This is a genomic window from Deltaproteobacteria bacterium (assembly GCA_003696105.1).
Taxonomy (GTDB): domain Bacteria; phylum Myxococcota_A; class Polyangia; order Haliangiales; family J016; genus J016.
In genome coordinates this window covers 12,136-29,550 of sequence record RFGE01000165.1, presented here as the reverse complement: position 1 = coordinate 29,550, position 17,415 = coordinate 12,136, and the positions used below count along the sequence as shown (strand labels likewise).

General features: G+C 73.0%; 15 protein-coding genes. 4 read left to right on the top strand and 11 right to left on the bottom strand.

Translation table 11 applies throughout. The features are described from left to right. Both D6689_11215 and D6689_11210 read left to right on the top strand, forming a co-directional pair. Nucleotides 1-531 (top strand): PDZ domain-containing protein (locus D6689_11215; protein RMH41443.1); only part of this gene is annotated, 531 nt, incomplete at its 5' end. 227 nt (nucleotides 532-758) lie between these two features. Next, nucleotides 759-1,055: a hypothetical protein gene (locus tag D6689_11210; GenBank protein RMH41442.1), complete on the top strand. Its 297-nt coding sequence runs from the start codon at nucleotides 759-761 to the stop codon at nucleotides 1,053-1,055. 12 nt (nucleotides 1,056-1,067) lie between these two features. On the opposite strand, the gene D6689_11205 is transcribed toward D6689_11210, so the two are convergent. The 4 genes from D6689_11205 to D6689_11190 form a co-directional block, all read right to left on the bottom strand. Next, entirely contained in the window at nucleotides 1,068-2,432 is a 1,365-nt protein-coding gene (locus D6689_11205; GenBank protein ID RMH41441.1) for a hypothetical protein, read from the bottom strand. A gap of 9 nt (nucleotides 2,433-2,441) precedes the next feature. After that, complete coding sequence (locus D6689_11200) at nucleotides 2,442-3,383, bottom strand: hypothetical protein (protein ID RMH41440.1); 942 nt, start codon at nucleotides 3,381-3,383, stop codon at nucleotides 2,442-2,444. Further along, a complete protein-coding gene (locus tag D6689_11195) occupies nucleotides 3,380-4,186 on the bottom strand; it encodes a DUF455 family protein (protein ID RMH41439.1) in 807 nt (268 codons plus the stop codon). Before D6689_11195 ends, D6689_11200 begins: the two co-directional genes overlap by 4 nt. A 79-nt stretch (nucleotides 4,187-4,265) precedes the next feature. Continuing rightward, the gene (locus D6689_11190) at nucleotides 4,266-5,657 is read right to left on the bottom strand and encodes a hypothetical protein (protein RMH41438.1); all 1,392 of its coding nucleotides are present in this window, start codon (nucleotides 5,655-5,657) and stop codon (nucleotides 4,266-4,268) included. Between the two features lie 143 nt (nucleotides 5,658-5,800). Here D6689_11190 and D6689_11185 point away from each other — a divergent pair, with 143 nt between their 5' ends. Continuing rightward, nucleotides 5,801-6,721: a cation transporter gene (locus D6689_11185; GenBank protein RMH41437.1), complete on the top strand. Its 921-nt coding sequence runs from the start codon at nucleotides 5,801-5,803 to the stop codon at nucleotides 6,719-6,721. 117 nt (nucleotides 6,722-6,838) lie between these two features. Here D6689_11185 and D6689_11180 read toward each other — a convergent pair whose 3' ends face one another. From D6689_11180 to D6689_11170, 3 genes are all read right to left on the bottom strand, one after another. Further along, nucleotides 6,839-7,810: a sodium:calcium antiporter gene (locus tag D6689_11180; protein ID RMH41436.1), complete on the bottom strand. Its 972-nt coding sequence runs from the start codon at nucleotides 7,808-7,810 to the stop codon at nucleotides 6,839-6,841. Between the two features lie 84 nt (nucleotides 7,811-7,894). After that, nucleotides 7,895-8,803 carry a DUF368 domain-containing protein gene (locus D6689_11175; protein ID RMH41435.1) on the bottom strand — a complete coding sequence of 303 codons (909 nt, stop codon included), beginning with the start codon at nucleotides 8,801-8,803 and terminating at the stop codon, nucleotides 7,895-7,897. Nucleotides 8,804-8,809: 6 nt separating this feature from the next. Beyond that, nucleotides 8,810-9,466 carry an SCO family protein gene (locus D6689_11170; protein ID RMH41434.1) on the bottom strand — a complete coding sequence of 219 codons (657 nt, stop codon included), beginning with the start codon at nucleotides 9,464-9,466 and terminating at the stop codon, nucleotides 8,810-8,812. Nucleotides 9,467-9,563: 97 nt separating this feature from the next. Here D6689_11170 and D6689_11165 point away from each other — a divergent pair, with 97 nt between their 5' ends. Next, the gene (locus D6689_11165; protein RMH41433.1) at nucleotides 9,564-10,205 is read left to right on the top strand and encodes a PDZ domain-containing protein; all 642 of its coding nucleotides are present in this window, start codon (nucleotides 9,564-9,566) and stop codon (nucleotides 10,203-10,205) included. Nucleotides 10,206-10,261: 56 nt separating this feature from the next. Here D6689_11165 and D6689_11160 read toward each other — a convergent pair whose 3' ends face one another. The 4 genes from D6689_11160 to fumC are packed head-to-tail and all read right to left on the bottom strand — an operon-like array spanning nucleotide 10,262 to nucleotide 17,411. Beyond that, nucleotides 10,262-11,008, bottom strand: a complete 747-nt coding sequence (locus D6689_11160) for a class I SAM-dependent methyltransferase (GenBank protein RMH41432.1) — start codon at nucleotides 11,006-11,008, stop codon at nucleotides 10,262-10,264. After that, nucleotides 11,005-15,327 (bottom strand): tetratricopeptide repeat protein, encoded by a 4,323-nt coding sequence (locus D6689_11155; protein ID RMH41431.1) that lies wholly within the window; start codon nucleotides 15,325-15,327, stop codon nucleotides 11,005-11,007. Before D6689_11155 ends, D6689_11160 begins: the two co-directional genes overlap by 4 nt. A 42-nt stretch (nucleotides 15,328-15,369) precedes the next feature. Then, the gene (locus D6689_11150; GenBank protein ID RMH41430.1) at nucleotides 15,370-16,023 is read right to left on the bottom strand and encodes a hypothetical protein; all 654 of its coding nucleotides are present in this window, start codon (nucleotides 16,021-16,023) and stop codon (nucleotides 15,370-15,372) included. After that, a complete protein-coding gene (fumC, locus tag D6689_11145) occupies nucleotides 16,020-17,411 on the bottom strand; it encodes a class II fumarate hydratase (GenBank protein RMH41446.1) in 1,392 nt (463 codons plus the stop codon). The genes D6689_11150 and fumC overlap by 4 nt, the downstream gene beginning before the upstream one ends. Nucleotides 17,412-17,415 lie beyond the last annotated feature (4 nt).

Here is a 17,415-nt window from a genome sequence, read left to right as displayed (position 1 = left end):
GACGGCTACGGGCCGTCGGATCAGACGCCGTTTTACGCGGCGGGCGTGCCGGTGCTCCACTTCTTTACCGGCGCGCACTCCGATTACCACAAGCCGTCGGACGACGCCGGCCGGATCAACGCGGCGGGCACCGCGCAGATCGCCGGTTTGGTCGCGGACCTGGTGGACACGCTGTCGCGCCGCGCCGAGCCGCTCACGTACCGGCGCGCGCCCGCGCCCGCGCCGCGCGGCGACGTGCGGTCGTACGGCGCGTCGCTCGGCACGATACCGGACTACGCGGGCGCGCCCGACGGCGCGCCGGGGGTCGTGCTGGCGGGAGTGCGCGCCGGGGGCCCCGCCGACCGCGCGGGCTTGCGTCGCGGCGACCGCATCGTGCGGATCGGCGACTACGACATCGCGAACATTCACGACTTGATGCACGTGCTGCAGCAGGCGCGACCCGGCCAGACGACGACCGTGATCGTCGTCCGCGGCGACCGCAAGCTCACGCTTCGCGTCACGTACGGGCAGCGGTCGCGCCCGGCGCGGTGACGTCGCATCCGAACCCCGGCGCGTTCGGCGCGGGCCGCCGGCGGTGCGGCGGTTGCGCTCGCCATCGCGATGACGCGCCGCGGTGCGGGGATTTCCCGACCACCGCGCGCGGGTCGCACGACGCGACGCCGCGGGGTTGCGCGCCCGGCCGACGGCGCCGGACGATTTTGCTCGCAGCGGCGCGTGCCCGTGCCGTACGATGGCAATTCGGGGAGGGACCGACCGCGATGCACGACGGGATGCCGGATGGGAGCGTGTTGGGGGTGTTGATCGTGGACCAGGAGGAGGCGTTCCTCGACGAGGCGGCGCGCGTACTGCGCTCGATCGGCGTGCCGGTGCGCGTCGCGCGCACGCCGCTGGCGGCCGTGTGGGCGCTCGAGCGCGAGCCGGTTGCCGTCGTCGTGTGCGACTGGTCGCCGTTGGTGGACCAGGTGCGCGATCAGTACCCCGGCGTGCAGTGGTTGCCGCGGGCGGCGATCGTGCGCGACCCGGTGGCGGCCGTGCGCGCGGCGCGCCGCGCGTAGGCGATCGGCGCGCTACTCGAGTTCGTTGTCGACGAACAAGTCGGCTGCGGACGGGGGGGCGCTTCCCTGCCGGCGGAACGGCATCTCGAACGTCGAGTAGACGCCGTCGCAGTCCAGGTCGCCGACCGCGCGCGCGGTGAACTCCAAGTCGGTCCCGCGCGACACGACCTCGAGCTCGTAGGCGTAGTAGTGAGGGCCGCCGGGCGAAAATCCCACTGACTGCCACGCTGGCGTCTGCCACGCCGTCGGGTCGTCACAGCGCTCGCAGCACGCGGTCGGGTTTGCCGGCGTGAGGGGAGCGGGGACGAGCGGCTCGCCGGACGCGGCGCGGCGCGCGGCCAGCTCGGCGAGGCGCTTGACGTTGTCCCGAGCCTCCGCCGCCTTGGACTTCTTGATGTACTTCATGAACGCCGGCACCGCTACCGCAGCCGCCGCGCCGGCGACGATCATCCAGGTGCTGGGCGTCTCGATGCCCGGCACGGGGACGTCGCTCACCAGCCGGCCGCCCTCGACGCGCGGCCGGGTTGTCGCGTGCAGGTGCCGATACTGGTGGGACAACGCGATCGCCAGGAACGCGATCGCGCCGTTTTCGCTCTTGCCGCGCGCCAGGTCTTGTTCGGCTTCGGCGAGCACCTCGTCCCACGCGGCGCCGACCTCGTCCTCGAGCTGGGCGAGGACGTCGGCCGGTGCGGCGATCTCCCAGCGCAGGCGGTCGCGGTCGGCGCGAACCAGCAGCGAGTCGATCGGGGGCAGGCCGGCCTGCGCGAGCATCGGCTGGATCGGTGCACCGGCGACGGCCACCGCGACCGGCGCATCGGCCGCGCGTGCCAGGAGCGCGCCGAGGGGAGCGCCGGCGGACAACCCCGGCTCGTCGCCGGCCAGCGCGCGCAGCGCCGCGTCGACGGCCGTCGGATGGCCGATCACGAGGGTGTCGCCCCGCCGCGTGGCCACCACGCCGTCGTCGATCCGGCGGGGGCCGGGGTCGAACTCCACGCCTCCCGCGGTGCTCCGCACGAGGACCGCTCCGTACGGACCGCTCGGGCCGATGCGGGCGAACCACGCCAGCGAGCGGACGTCGCGGAGGTCGAGCCGGGCGCCGTCGGACAGCGCGTCCTGCAACTCGGCGCGCAGCGCGTCGCGCTCCTCCGGCGACAGGCCGGTGGCCGCGAGGTCGCCGAGCGTGGCGGGCAGCACGATCCAGCCGGCCGCGACGGCGTCGGCGGGGATGCCGGCGAGGGGGGGCGCGGCCGGAGCGTGCACCGGCGCGGCCGGAGCGTGCGCCGGCGCGGCCGCCTCCGGGCGGCGGGTGGACGGCGCGGACGACGAACAACCCGCGGCCAGCGCCACGGCGAGCCAGACGGGGGTCGGGAAACGCATGGCCGGACGCTAGCGGGACGGCCACGGCGGGTCAAGGCTCGGTCGCGACCCGCGCACGACCCACGCGCAGGTCGGGTCGCCGTCGTCCGGCAAAAGCAGCGGGGTCGCGCCGGCCGGCGGCCGGGCGCCGGCGACCGACAGCCGCAACGCCAGCGGCGGCTCACCGACCGCCCACGCCACGTGGCCGAACGTGAGCCGCGCGTTGATCTCGCACATTGGATGCAGGTGCACCTGTCCGCTCGCGTCGCGCCAGTCGAACGCGTCGATCCCGAACGGGCCCCGGTAGCCGGCCGCGCGCAGCGCATCGCCGGCGCGCCGGGCGGCCGCCGTCAGCTCGGGGCGGTCCAGTTCGGGGTCGAGGACGATGCCGCGGAACGCGCAGGTGGCGTGGACGAGGAGCCGGTGGGGCGGCCGCAGGTCCACGCCGCCGTCGGTGACGTAGCCGACGACGCCGAAGTCCGCCACGCGATCGACCCACGGCTCGTACAGCAGCGCTCCGTGTCGCGCGATCAGCCGGCGAATGCGCGCGCGCGTCTCGGCGTCGACGTGGCGCACGCGCCGCCGCACCTGGCCGCGCCCCGCCGACCCCTGCGGCGTCTTGAGCAACCACGCCGCGTGCGCCGGCTCGAACGCGTCCGCGTCGGTCACCCACCGCGCACCGGGCAGCGCCGGGCCGAGGTCGAAGGCGAACCGGCGGTGATTGACGCGATCGGCGACGGCGTCGCGGGCGCGCCACTGGACGGCGGGCGTCTCGCGCGGAAGCGGCCCGGACACGAGCGTCACGCGCAGGTCGGGGACCCGCCGCGGCGCGACCGGCAGGGGCGTCCACAACCGGTCGCCCGGCTCGGCGAACGCGCGCAACAGGGTGCCGGCGGCGGACGCCGCTCGCCGCACGCGCAGCGGCAGGTCGGCGTCCTCCGCATCGAGGTTGGCGACGATCAGCCGGCTCACCGCGGCTTTCCGCTCGGGCTGCGCGGCGCGGTGGCCGCGAGCCGGGCGATGAACGCGTCGTCGAAGCCGGCGGCCCGGCGCGCGTCGACGTCGAGCCGAGGCCCGCGGGCACGCGCCGGGCCGAGGGGCGGCTCGACGTTGGCGACGTAGGCGTCCCACATCGACTGGCCGGCCGGCTTGAGCTTCGCGAGCCACGTCCAGCCGAAGCGCACGTGGCGGATCTCGTCCCGGTGGATGGCGGCGAGCACGTCCGCGGTTTCGGTGTCGCCGGCGGCGCGGGCTGCCTCGGCGTAGTCGGCCGCGAAGTCGAGGTTGGCGTTCTCGAACGTGAGCCCCATGGCGCACACGAACTGCAGCGGCGTGCGGACGCGGTCGATGCGGTGCCAGAAGTAGCCGGTCACCGGCCAGTCGCCGAAGCGGGCGCCGCACGCGTCGATGCGGTCCATGTACAGTTGCATATGCCGCTGTTCGTCCGCGAGCAGCGCGACGAGGCCGCGGCGAAACGCGGGCGGCGCGTCGGGGAACGCGACCAGCGCCCACGCGAACAGCTCGACGGCCTGCAACTCGTGGTTGGCCAGCGCGTGGAGGATGCGCGGCCGCTGGCGCGGGTCGCACATCCCCGCCGGGCGCGGCACCTTGACGCGGGCGGCCTCGACGATGGCGAGTTCCGGCGGTCGCCCGGGCGCCGGCCAGCGCTCGGCGGGCCCGGGATCGCGATCCGTCCAGCCGTCGGGCGGCGGGCGGAGCTTGCCCGCGAGGTCGCGCGCCGCGAGGATCGATTCGGCGTACTGCCTCAGCTCCATGGGCCGCGTTCTACCGCCGCCGCGGTTCGGGCGCCAGGCGCGGGGCCGCAGCGCACGGCGGCTCGGCGCGGCGCGAGGGTCAGCGGCGCCGCCGCACCAGCGCCAGGCCGACCGCGCCGATCAGGCCCAGCAGCCCGAGCGGCCCGCCCGTGTCGTCGCCGGCGCGGCCGAGCGTGCAGCCGCAACCGCCGCCGCCGCCGCCGGCTCCCGGCCAGCACACGCCGCCGGCCTCGCCGGCCGATCGGCACTCGAACCCGCCGGGGCACGCGTTGGCGGCCGGATCGCACGGTTCGGTGCACACCTTGTTGCCGCTCGAGTCCGACCCGCACAGACCGGACGCGCAGTCGGCGCCGGACTCGCACGCCTCGCCGAGGCCGCCGGGAGTCCCCGGACCCGCGACGCAGCGGCCGTCGACGCAGACCTCGCCGTCCTCGCAGTCGCTCGCGCTCGAGCACGGTTCGCCGACGATCACGAAGATGGAATCGCGCGCCTCGGCGCCAAAGCTATCGGTCGCGACGATCTCGACCTTGTGGTCGCCATCCGCCAGGTCGTTCGGCGCGTTGAACACGAACGGCGGTTCGGACAAGCTCAACACCAGGTTGTCGTCGACGTACAGGCTCGCGGAGCCGATGCCCTGGTCGTCGGTGATGTCCGCGCGGACGACGAAGCCCGGGTCGACCGTCGCGTTGTTCGCCGGCTCGGTGATCGTGACCGACGGGGGCGTCGGATCGGCCGTGCCGAACACCGCCGCGATTCGGCGGAACGAGTTCTGCGTCGCCCCGCCGCACTGGCAGTTGCGAGCGCTGAACTCGCCGCACCGCGCGTCGATGTCCTGGTAGGACTTCGGACCGCAGCCGCTGAGGTAGGTCATCGGATCTTCGCACAGGTACTCGTGGTCGAGGCCCCAGCCGTGCGCCGCTTCTTGCGCGATCGTCTCGCAGATGAAGCGGGTCTGGCCGCCGTAGACCTCGGCGAACGTGTAGGTGATCGAGTTTTCGATGACGCCGCACGAGAACGGAGCGACGCCGCCGACGCCGTTTTGCATGCCGAGGTCGGTCGGCTTGCCGCACACGACCGCCTCGTGATGGGGCGTCTGGCCCGGGTCCTCGGTGACGACCTGAATGTTGAACGGCGCCATCAACTGGCGGACGCACGTCGCGACCTGCTCGAAGCTGGCGTCGCCGTAGGGGTACTCGGGCAACGTGTAGGACCGGTCGATGATGCTCGACCGGTTCTGGCGCGAGTCGTTGAAGCCGGGTGAGAAGGTTTCGCCGCCGCGGCAGCGGTTCAGGTACAGGATGTGCGACCCCCCGTGGCCCTGCGGCGTGATGACGGTGTCGTCCACGTAGCGGACGTCCGCCATCGACTCATCGATTGGGATGTAGGTGCCGCGCGGCCGTTCTGCCAAGGCCGGACCGGCGGTGGACACGACGACTGCGAGGCTCAACAGGGACCAGCGAAACCACACCATGTCCATGTTCGTACACGGTCCACCGCGAACCGCCAAGTCGCGGCGGCTAACCGGATCTTTCGCCCGGTGAGAACTGGAGGCCGCAGGCGCGGGGAGGCCGGCCGGCGCCGCCGCACCGCCGCACCGCCGGCGCCGCCGCTGCGGTGTACCATACCCGCGTGCATCCGCCGTCCGGCGTCGGCGGGGCCGATCGGGCCCGGCAAATCCGCAGAGTTCTTTGGATCATCCTGTGGCTGAACGCGATCGTGGCCGCGGCCAAGGGCGCGTACGCGTGGTGGTCCGGGTCGCTCGCGGTCGGCACGGACGCCCTGCACTCGGTGCTCGACGCGTCGGCAAACGTCATCGGTCTGGTGGCCCTGTGGCTCGCCGATCGGCCGGCCGACGCGGGGCATCCCTACGGCCACCGGCGGTTCGAGATCGTCGCGGCCGCGGCGATCGGCGTGGTGATGGCCGCGGGCGTGCTCCAGTTCGGTTGGACGGCGGCCCGCGCGCTGGCCGGCGGTCGGCCGGTGGCGCCGGCGCCGCCGCTCGGGTTCGCCGTCGTCGGCGGCACCTGGGCGGTCAACCTGTTCGTCGCCGCCTACGAGGCGCGGCGCGGGCGCGCGCTCGGCAGCCCGCTGCTGGTCGCCGACGCGGGGCACACCGCGTCCGACGTGCTCGTCACCGCCGCGGTGATGGCGTCGCTGGTGGCGTCGCGGTTCGGCATCCAGTGGGCGGACGCGGCGGTCGCGCTGGCGGTGCTCGGCGCCGTCGCGTACGTGGCGTGGCGCATCGTCACGCGGAACCTCGCGGTGCTCGTCGACGCGGCGGCCGTCGACCCGGACGAGGTGCGCGCGGCGGCCGCCTCGGTGCCGGGCGTGGTCGACTGCCACCGCATTCGCTCGCGCGGCCCGGAGCACCACGTCCACCTCGACCTGCACGTCCGGCTGCACGGCGACCTGTCTCTGCGGCGGGCGCACGCGATCGCCCACGACCTCGAGGACGCCATCCGCGCTCGCATCCCGGCCGTCGCGGACGTGACGATCCACATGGAGCCGGACGACGACGAGCCGGAGGCATTGTAGCGCCTGGCGCGCGGGCGGCTATCCGGTCTTGCCGAACGCGACGGTGGCGACGGCGCGCGGGCAGCTCTCGGCGCTTGCCGAACGCCAACGCGAGGGAGGCGCCTGGCGCGCGGGCGGCTATCCGGTCTTGCCGAACGCGAACGCCAGGAACGCGAGGTAGGCGGCGGCCAGCAGCGCGCCTTCGACCCGCGTGACGCGCCGGTCGCCCCGCATGGTGAACGCGCCCAGCAACGTCACACCGGCAAGGAAGTACAGGTCGCCGGCGACGGATGCGAGCGATACGTCGAGGTGGCGGACCATCGGCACGATGCCGAGGATCAGGAACACGTTGAAGATGTTGCTGCCCACGACGTTGCCGACGGCGATGTCGGCGTGGCCGCGCAGCGCCGCGACCAGCGACGCGGCCAGTTCCGGCAGCGACGTGCCCACCGCGATGATCGTGAGGCCGACGACTCGCTCGGTCATGCCGAGGGAGCGCGCGACCCCGACCGCACCGTCGACGAACACGTCGCCGCCACCGATGAGCAGCGCCATGCCGGCGGCGGTCACCGCATACATGCGGGCCTTGCCGGAGCCGGACGGCGCGCCGGCGATCTCCGCGGTCGCCTCGATCTCGTCGGCGGCGGGAACGTTGACGCCGGCTTCGACGCTGAGGGTCCACACGGTGAAGGCGACGGACGCGGCAAACAACAGCAGGCCTTCCCACCACGCGATGCCGCTGGCCCAGACGACGAGCGGGACGACGGCGACCGACAGGAGCAGCACCGGGACTTCGCGCTTGATCAGCCGCGCGTCGACCGCGGGTGGCGAGATCAACGCCGTGACGCCGAGGATCAACCCGAGGTTCGCGATGCACGAGCCGACGACGTTGCCGACGACGATCGCCGGCTTGCCGTCGACGGCGGCGATCGTGCTCACCGCGAGTTCGGGCGCGGACGTGCCGTACGCGACGACGGTGAGACCGATGACGAGCGGCTTGACGCCGTAGGCGCGCGCCAGCCCCGCGGACCCCTTGACCAGCCACTCGGCGCCCACGTACAGGACGAGGCCACCGAACAGCAGGCGCGCGACGTCGAGCGCTACATCCATGGTGCGTGCCCGCGACAGCCTATCTCGGCCCGCGGGAGGACGCCAGAGCGGATGCGCCGCCGGCGGCGTCGGTCCGGGGCCGCGTCACGCGGGCTCCGTGAGCTTGCGCTCGAGGCGGTTGAGCAGCACGACGACGGCGCCGCCGACGATCGCCGCGACGGCGACCCAGCCGAGATGGGTGGCCCACGGCGCCGCGTTGGTCATCGGACCGGCTTTCGGCTCGTAGTTGATCTTCCACGGCCACAGCGCGAACAGGGAGCCCGCCATCAGTCCCGTGAGCGTCGCCATCGCGCCGTCGTGGTACCGGCGCAGCACGTACCGCAGGGCCGGCACGAACGTCGCGACGCCGAGCGCGATGCCGGCGGCAAACAGCAACAGCACCGCGATGTCGCGGTCGTGGACCGCCCCGGCCACCGTCGCGTACTGGCCGATGATGAGCAGAAACAGCGACCCGCTCACGCCCGGCAACAGCATGATGGCGATCGCGCCCGCGCCGCCGAGCACCAGCAGCGGGCGCGCCGGCTCGGCCCCGTAGTGGGGCAGGTGGGCGAACGCGGCGGCGGCGGCGAAGCCGAGCGCGGCGCCGGCCCAGTGACGGCCTGCCACCGCGCCGATGCGGCGCCACGGTTCGCGCACGCTCAGCGCGACCAGGCCGAAGAAAAACGCGTAGCACGCCGGTGCGGTGTCGGGGCGGCGCAGGATGCCGGGCGCATCCGCCGGGCCGACCAGCAGCTTCGTGGCCAGGTAGTAGGCCGCCAGCAGGCCGGCGCCGAGCGGCACCAGGAACCGCAGCGCCGCCGCGAGTTCGGTGCGGCCGTCGCGAGAGCCGATCAGCATCGGCGCGCGGACCGCGGTCGCCAGCGCCGCGATGAACCGCTCGTAGATGCCGAGGATGAGCGCGACGGTGCCGCCGGACACGCCCGGGATCGCGTCGGCGCTGCCCATCAGGAGGCCGCACACCAGGCTCAGCGGCGCGGACGGCGGGGCGATCATACGTCGTCAGCGGGCGTCCCGCGCGAGCGCGGTCGCGTCGCGGATCAGGCGGTCCACGGCGCCGGCGTCGTTCGAGTCGTAGTAGCCGCGGATGTGCGACCGTCCGTCGACGAGCACGAAGTGGGTCCCGTGCAGGATGTTGGGCACGTCGCCCGCGTCGCCGGCCCGCTCCATCGCCATCTTCAGGCCGTCGCGCACCGTCGTGCGGACGGCGTCCGGCGCGCCCGTGAGGAACCGCCAGCGCGAGGGATCCGCGCCGTGCCGGTCGGCATAGGCGCGCAGCACCTCCGGCGTGTCGTAGTCCGGGTCGACGCTGAACGACACCAACCGCAGCCGGTCGCCGACGGCGCGCGTCGCGTCCTGCACCCGCGCCATCTTGTAGGTGAACACGGGGCACACCGTCGGGCACCGCGTGAAGATGAAGTTCGCGATCCACGGCGCGCCCGCGAGTTCGCGGGTGCCGAACGGCGCGCCGGTCTGGTCCGTGAGTTCGAAGGCGGCCAGCTCCCCGTAGTCGGGCAGTTCGGCCGGGGGAGCGCTCGGGCGCGCGATCGCCACCGCGGCCGCGGCGATCGCGGCGACGGCGATGCCCGCGAGGGCGAGGCCGGCGGTGCGGCGGCGGCGCGGCGCGGGGGCGGGGCTGGGATCGGTCACGGCCGCAATCTAACCACGGTCGGGCCGGCCGCGCACGCCCGGCGCGGGAATAGCGGGGCCGGTGCGCCGGTTCCATCGGCGGTCGCAACGAAGGGAGGAACACGCGATGGCACGAATCGGATGGATCGCCGCAGGCATCGCGGCGCTCGGGCTGGCCGCGGGCACCGCGTTCGCCAAAAAAGACAAGGACGACCCCGGCGGCGCGCACGCGGTGGTGGAGATGTTCGCCGCGGGGGACAGCGGGCAGCTCGGCGTCGAGGTCACGTCGATGACCCGCGAGCTGCGCAAGCACTTCGGCGCACCGGCCGACGCGGGCATCCTCGTGAGCCGGGTCGAGCCGAACAGCCCGGCCGCGCGCGCGGGTGTGCGCGTCGGCGACGTGATCGTGGCGGTCGCCGGCAAGAACATCGACACGCCGTGGGACGTGTGGAAGGCGCTGTCCGGGCGGCGCAAGGGCGACAAGGTCGCGGTGGTCGTCGTGCGCGACGGCAAGCGCCGCGCGCTGACCGCGACGCTCCAGCGCGACGCGGTCGACGTCGACAAGGCGATGGGCGCGATGGGCATGGGGCCGATGACCAAGATGGGGCCGGGCAGGTTCCGGTTCGACTTCGACGGAGACGGGCCCGGCATGATGTGGTTCGGGCGGGCGTTCGGGGCCGACCCCGACGGCCGGATTGACAAGCTCGAGCGGCGCATCGCCGAACTCGAGGCGAAGCTGTGCAAGCTCGACAAGAAGCTGTGTGACTGACGGCGGCGGCGGGGCGCGGGACCGCGGCGCGCCCCGCCCGCCGGGCGCGGGTGCGCCTACGCGTCCGCGACTATGACGAGGCGCTCGGCGCGCGCGTCGTACGGCCCGCCCGCCAGCGAGCCAAAGCTGCGCGCGTTCACGAACCCCGCGGCCCGCACCATGGCGGTGAGTTCGGCGGCCGAGTAGATGCGCTGGACGCCGCGCACTTCGCGGCGCCGCCCGTCGGGCGCGATGTGAATCCAGCGCGACTCGAGTCGATCCCAGCCGTCGCCCACGCGGCGCTCCTCGCACAAAATGGCGCCGTCGTCGAGGTCGACCCACCAGCGCTCCTTCCAGTCGCGCGCGATGAGTTCCTTGCCGCGCAGGTCGATGAGCAGCCGGCCGCCGCGCGTGAGACTGGCGCGCGCGTGGTCGAGAACGCGGCGGTTGTCCGCGTCGTCCTCGAAGTAGCCGAACGATGTGAACAGGTTGAGGACGGCGTCGAACGCGCCTTCGCGCCGGAACGCGCGCATGTCCGCCTCCACGAACTCGACGTCGACCTGCCACTGGCGTGCGCGGGCGCGCGCCCGATCCAGGTACGCGCGCGTGCGGTCGACGGCGGTGACGCGGTAGCCGCGCCTCGCCAGCTCGCAGGCGTGGCGGCCGGGCCCGCACGCCAGGTCGAGCACGCGGGCGCCGTGCGGCAGGTCCAGCAACGCGACGATGCGGTCGACCTCGTCGGGCGCGCGGGCCAGGCGCTGGCGTCCGAACAACACGGGTTCGAGCGCCATCCACAGCGCGTCGTCTTCGTGCCACGCGGTCACGGCTGGGCGGCGGTTGCGGTGAGTCGGCCGCGCAGGTCGGCGATGTCGCGCGCGACGCGCGATCCGAGCAGCGCGGCGCGCAGTTCGGGGTCCTGCAGGCAGGCCGCCCGGCGTTGGAGCAGTTGATGCGCGCGGTCGACCGCGGCGCGCGCGGCGGCGAGATCGCCGGCGACGGCGGCCAGCCGCGCGCGGATGGCGAGGATCATCTCGAGCCCTTCTTCGACGCCGGCGGCGTCCTGCACGCGCACCGCCTGCTCGGCGGCTGCGAGGGCTTCGTCCCGGCGGCCGAGCGCCTCGAGCGCGAGCGCCTGCGCCGCCAGCGCGTGCGCTTCGCCGAGCGGCATCGGCATCTTCTGCGCGAGCCGCGTCGCGCTTTGCGCCAGCTCGAGTGCACCCTCGGCCGGCCGGCCCGCGTCGAGCTGCGCGAACGCGAGGTAGATCAGCGCGCGGATTTCCTGGTAGCGGTCGCGGTTGTCGGTCGCGCGCTGCAGACCGCGCTCGAACCACGCGAGCGCCTCGTCGGCGTCGCCTTGCGCGAGTCGCGCCTGGCCCAGCGACGTGGCGATGTCCGCCGTGCCGCGGGTGTCGCCGTCGTCGTCGGCGAGTTGCAGCGCGCGGCGCAGGTACTTTTCGCCCCGCGCTGCATGGCCGAGGTCCGTGTACAGTTGGCCGATGTTGCCGAGTTTGAGTGGAATGCTCGCTCGGTTGCCGAGCTGGCGGTCGATGTCGAGCGACGCCTTGTAGTGGCGCAGGGCCTCCTCGGGGTCGCCGCGTTCGGCGCACACGTTGCCGAGGTTGTTGAGCGCGCGCGCTTCGTCGCGCTTGCGGCCCAGGGCGCGGTAGGTGACGAGCGCCTCGCAGTAGGCGTCCATCGCCTCGTCCAGGCGAGACGATTGCCAACAGATCGTGCCCCGAGTGTTCTGCACCGCGGCGCGCTGCAGCTTGCCCGCGTCGGATGCGTCGCACAGCGCCAGCGCGCGGTCGCACAACGCCAGCGCCTCGTCGTGGTTGCCGATGAGCCGCGCGATCGATGCTTGCAGTCGCAACACCTCGGCTTCGGCGAGCGGATCGCCGCTGCGGCGCGCCGCGTCGAGCGCGGCGGCCGCGGCGCGCTGTGCGGCGGGCGCGCGGCCCACGTCGAGGTAGAACTGCGCGAGGCGCGCGTGAGCCTGGGCGCGCCTTGCGTCGTCGCCGAGCGCGTCGGCCAGCTTGCGCATGCGGTCGATCTCGCGGCGTTGCTGCGGCCGCTTGCCGGCCGCGCGCAGGATCTCTTCGCGCATCCGGCGGGCCTCGAACCGCGCCTCGTAGGCGTCGGCCGGCAGGAGCTTGAGGGCGCGGTACAACTGGCGCAGTGCGTCGCTGCCGCCGCCGACGTCGAGCGCATGGCGCGCGGCGCGCACGTAGCGATCCGCCGCATCTGCCGCGTCTCCGGCCAGCTCGAGATGGCGCGCGATCACGGCGTCGTCCTGCCCGGGGCGGTAGGCCGGCGATACCTCGATGCGCCGGGCCGCCTCGCGGTGCAACGTCGCGCGGTCGTCCGCCGGCAGGCGCTGGTACGCGACCGTCATCGTCATGTCGTTGCGGAAGACGAAGTCGCGGCCGGCCCGCGCGACGAGGCCGCGGCGGCACAACTCCTGCAAGTCGGCGTCGGCCGACCGGCCGAGCAGCGCCTCGAGTAGCGGCGGGCGGAACGCGCGGCCGAGCACGGCGGCGAACAGCAGCGTCTGCTTGGGTTCGGGCGGCAGCGCGTCGATGCGCGCGGTGACCAGCGCCTCGACGCGCGTCGGCACCTGGATGGCGGCATCGCGCCGGACCCACCGCAGCCTGCCGCCGGCACTCGGATCGGCCGCGGCGACGCCGCGCTCGACGAGCGCGTCGATCACTTCGTTGATGAAGAACGGATTGCCGCCTGTCCGCGACAGGATGTGGCGCGCGAGTTCGTCGACCGGCTCTCCCGGCGCGAACCGGCGCGCGAGGAGTTCGATCTGCGCGTCGGCGGGCAACTCGTCCAGCGTGATCACGTCGGCGCCGGTGGCGCGCACGCCTTCGAGCACGTGGGGCTCCGGCCGGCCGGTGACGATGCCCAGGATCGGCCGCGAACTCGGCACTTTCAGCAACTCCATGAATAGCTCGCGGCTCTGCGCGTCCGCCCAGTGGACGTCCTCGCCGACGACGATGAGCGCCTTGTCGGCCGCGAGACTGTGCTCGACGCGCACGAGGGCCTCGAACAGGCGCGCACGCCGCTCCGACGCGTCGATCTCGCGGTCGCCGCCGTCGTCGAACCGGGCGCCGAGCAGCAGCCCGACGGCCTGCTCGAGCCCGCGCACTTCGCGGCTGTGTTCCCGGCCGGGGTACAGCGTCGCGGCGACCTGCTCGAGCCGCCGGCGCACTTCCTTGCTGTCGGCGCTGTCGGCCAGTCCCAGCAGGTCGCGGGCGAGGTCGGCGATGATCGCGAACGGCGTGTACGAGGTGGCGGCGCGTGCCGCCGCGCGGGTGACGACCGCCTCACCGGGCGGGACGGTCGCGAGAAACGCCGACACGAGCGCGCGCTTGCCGACGCCCGCGTCGCCGAGGATCGCGATGTGCCGCTTGCGCCGGCTCACGAGCACGTCGCGGTAGGCGTCGCGCAGCGCCTTGAGTTCGAGTTCCCGGCCGACGAGGTCGCCGGCGCGTCGGGCGCGTTCACGCATGCGCTGCGCTCGCTCTTTGGGGCCGCGCAGCTTGTAGACCTTCGCGCGCTGGCCCTCCGTCGCCCCGGGCTGGGTGTCCGGATCGGGCGCGACCTCGATGCTCGCGACCTCCTCGTAGTTCCAGTCGGCGGCCGTGACGCGGTACACGCCGCCGCCGACGAGGATCTCGGCGCCCGCGGCCGCTTCGGCGAGGCGATCGGCGACGCGCACGGCAAACGGCGACAGCTCGTAGCGCAGGCGAGCGCGACCGCCGGTAACGACGACCGCGCCGCGCTGAATGCCGACGGCGAGGCGCAGCTCCGGCTCGTCGTCCTGGCCGATCGCGTCGAGGGCGTCGACGAGGTCGAGCGCCAGGCGCACCGTCCGCGCGGCGTCGTCCTCGCCCGTCGCCTGCAGACCGACGACGATCGTGAGGCCCTCGGCCGACGCGCGGTGAACGTGCGCCGCGTGTTTGTAGGCGATGGAGTCGGCCACGGCGAGGAACTGGTCGACGGAGCGGCGGGCGGCGGCGGGGCCCAGGCGTCGCGCGAGGCTGTCGATGCCGCAAATGCGACCGGACACGACGAACGCGTTCTTTCGTTCGCGCACCGCCGCCGGGACGGGCGTATCGGCGACCGCCGTGCGATCGGTCGCGGCGGTCGCCGGCGCGCCGCGCGATCCGGTGGGCCGCGACCGTACCGTCGACGGCGGCGGCGCATGTGGCGCGCGCTGGTCGGCGGGCACGATCCGCGCGAGGAACTGCGCGAGGCTCGACGAGTCGATCGGGCCCGCGTCGGCGTCGGCAAAGCGGAACAGGAACCGGCCGAGCGCGTGCTGCATGTCCCGCGCGGTCTGGAACCGGTCGTCCGGGTGGAACGCCAGCGCGCGCAGGATGGTTTGCTCGAGCTCCTCCGGGATCGCCGGGTTGACGTCGCGGGGACGGTCGAGCGCGCCGGCGCGGACCCGCTCGAGCACCTCCTTGCCCTTGCCGGGGAACGCGGGGCGCCCGCAGGCGAGTTCGTACAGCACGATGCCCGCCGAGTAGACGTCCGATCGCGCGTCGACCGGCTCGCCGCGCGCCTGCTCCGGCGACATGTAGCCGAACTTGCCCTTGACGACGCCGGCCTCCTCGTGGATTTCGCCGGAGCGAGCGATGCCGAAGTCGACCACCTTGACGGCTCCGTCCCACGACACGAGCAAGTTCTGCGGGGACACGTCGCGGTGGACGATGTGCAGCGGTTCGCCGGCGTCGTTCGTCTTGCGGTGCGCGTAGTCGAGCGCCTTGCACGCCTCCTGGACGATGTACGCCGACAGGCCGAACGGCAGGGGTACCTGGCGGCGGGCGCACTGCTGCATCATGCGCAGCACGTCGAGCCCCTCGACATACTCCATCGCCAGAAACAGCGTGTCGCCGACCTGGCCGAAGTCGAACACCTGCGCGATCGACGGGTGGTTGAGGCCGAGCGCGATCTTCGCCTCCGCCCAGAACATGCGCTGAAACTCGCGCGACCGCGCGAACGCCGGATGGATCTTCTTGATGACCTGGGTCTTGGCCAGGCCCTGCGCGAGTTCCGCCGTCGCGAGGTACACCTCCGCCATGCCGCCCCGCCCGATGCGGCGCAACAGCGTGTATTTGCCGTAGCGCTCCATCCCCGGTCGGCGATTGTAGCGCGGACCCCGCGGGGCCGCCCGTCACAGCGGCGCGATCTTCAGGTTGTCGAAGTAGGCGTCGGACTGCCAGTTGTTGAAGCCGAAATAGCCGTGCCCGTCGCCGCGATACGGAGCGGGATCGTCGAACGACAGAAACGGCGCGGCGTCGCCCGGCGCATCGCCGCCGGTGACGTACCAGTCGATGCGACCGCCGCGGCGGACGATCTTCCAGTGGTAGACCGTGCCCGGGATTACCTTGGGCGCCGTGCGCGTGACCATGTCCTTGCCGTGCTCGCTGCCGCGCGCGATGAACGACTTCGTGTTGTTCCAGCCGCCCATGCACAACACGTAGCCGGTCGACGTGTACGCGCCCTTGTCGTGGGCGTGCGACTCGCCGTCGCCGAAGATCTCGACCTTCAGATCGCCGTCGGGAGTCTTGGCCCACGTGTCGAACTCGATCGCGACGTCGTCGGGCAGGCGCTTGCGCAGCCACAGCGGGTGGTTGTATGCGCCGCGTACGTTGAGTACGCCGTCGACGATCGCGTACGCATCGCTCGTCGGCCGGTAGTTGCGGCCGATGTCGGCTCGGTCGAACTCGTCGGTCCACTCGGCCGCGATCGGCGGCGGATCCGGTACCTTGCACGCGACGGCCGCCGAGATGGCGGCCGCGACAGCGACCAGCGCAGTGCGACTCATTTCGGATGGACCATGTCCTCGGGCCGCACTGCCGCGTCGAACTCCTCTCCGGTCATCAGGCCGAGTTCGACGACGACTTCCCTCAGGGTCTTGCGCTCGGCGTGCGCCTTCTTTGCAACCTTGGCTGCCTGGTCGTAGCCGATGATCGGCGTGAGCGCGGTGACGAGCATGAGCGACCGATGGAGCAGTTCGGCGATGCGTTCGCGGTCGAGTTCCAGCCCGTCGAGGCACTTGTCCTGGAACGAGCGCACGCTGTCGGTGAGCAATCGGATCGATTGGAGCGCCGAGTAGACGATGACCGGTTTGAACACGTTGAGTTCGAAGTTGCCCGACGCGCCGGCGATCGCGATGGTCGTGTCGTTGCCGAACACGCGCGTGCACACCATCGTGAGCGCCTCGCACTGGGTCGGGTTGACCTTGCCCGGCATGATGGAGCTGCCCGGTTCGTTGGCCGGCAGCACGAGTTCGCCGATGCCGCAGCGCGGCCCCGAGCCGAGCCAGCGGATGTCGTTGGCGATCTTCATCAGGGAGCCGGCGACGGTCTTGAGCGCACCGTGCATCTCGACGAACCCGTCATGGGCGGCGAGCGCTTCGAACTTGTTGGGCGCCGGCGTGAACTCGTGGCCCGTGATGCGCGAAATCTCCGCGCACATCTTTTCATCCCAGCCGACGGGAGCATTCAGCCCGGTGCCGACCGCGGTGCCGCCGATCGCGAGTTCGCGCAGGTGGGGCAGGGCGGCGCGAATCGCGCGCAGACCGTGGGCGATCTGCGCCTCGTAGCCGGAGAAGACCTGACCGACGGTCACCGGGGTGGCATCCATCAGGTGGGTGCGGCCGATCTTGACGACGTCCGCCCATTGTTTGGACTTGGCTTCGAGCCCCTGGCGGAACCGCTCGAGAGTTGGCAGCAGCTTGTCTTCGATCTGGATCACCGTCGCGATCGACATCGCCGTGGGGAACGTGTCGTTCGACGACTGCGACTTGTTGACGTGATCGTTCGGGTGGACCGGGTCCTTCGATCCGATCGTGCCGCCGAGCAGCTCGATCGCGCGGTTGGCGAGCACCTCGTTGGCGTTCATGTTCGACTGCGTGCCGCTGCCGGTCTGCCACACGAACAGCGGGAAGTGGTCGTCGAGCTTGCCCGCGATGACCTCGTCGGCGGCCTGTACGATCGCGTCCGCGATGCGCTGGTCGAGCCGGCCGAGCTGTGCGTTGACGGTGGCGGCGGCGCGCTTGAGCACACCGAACGCGCGGACGACCTCGATCGGCATGCGCTCGGTGCCGATGTGGAAGTTCTGCAGTGAGCGCTGCGTCTGCGCGCCCCAGTAGCGGTCGGCGGGGACTTCGACCTCGCCGAGCGTGTCGGTCTCGATGCGGGTGTTGGACATGGCG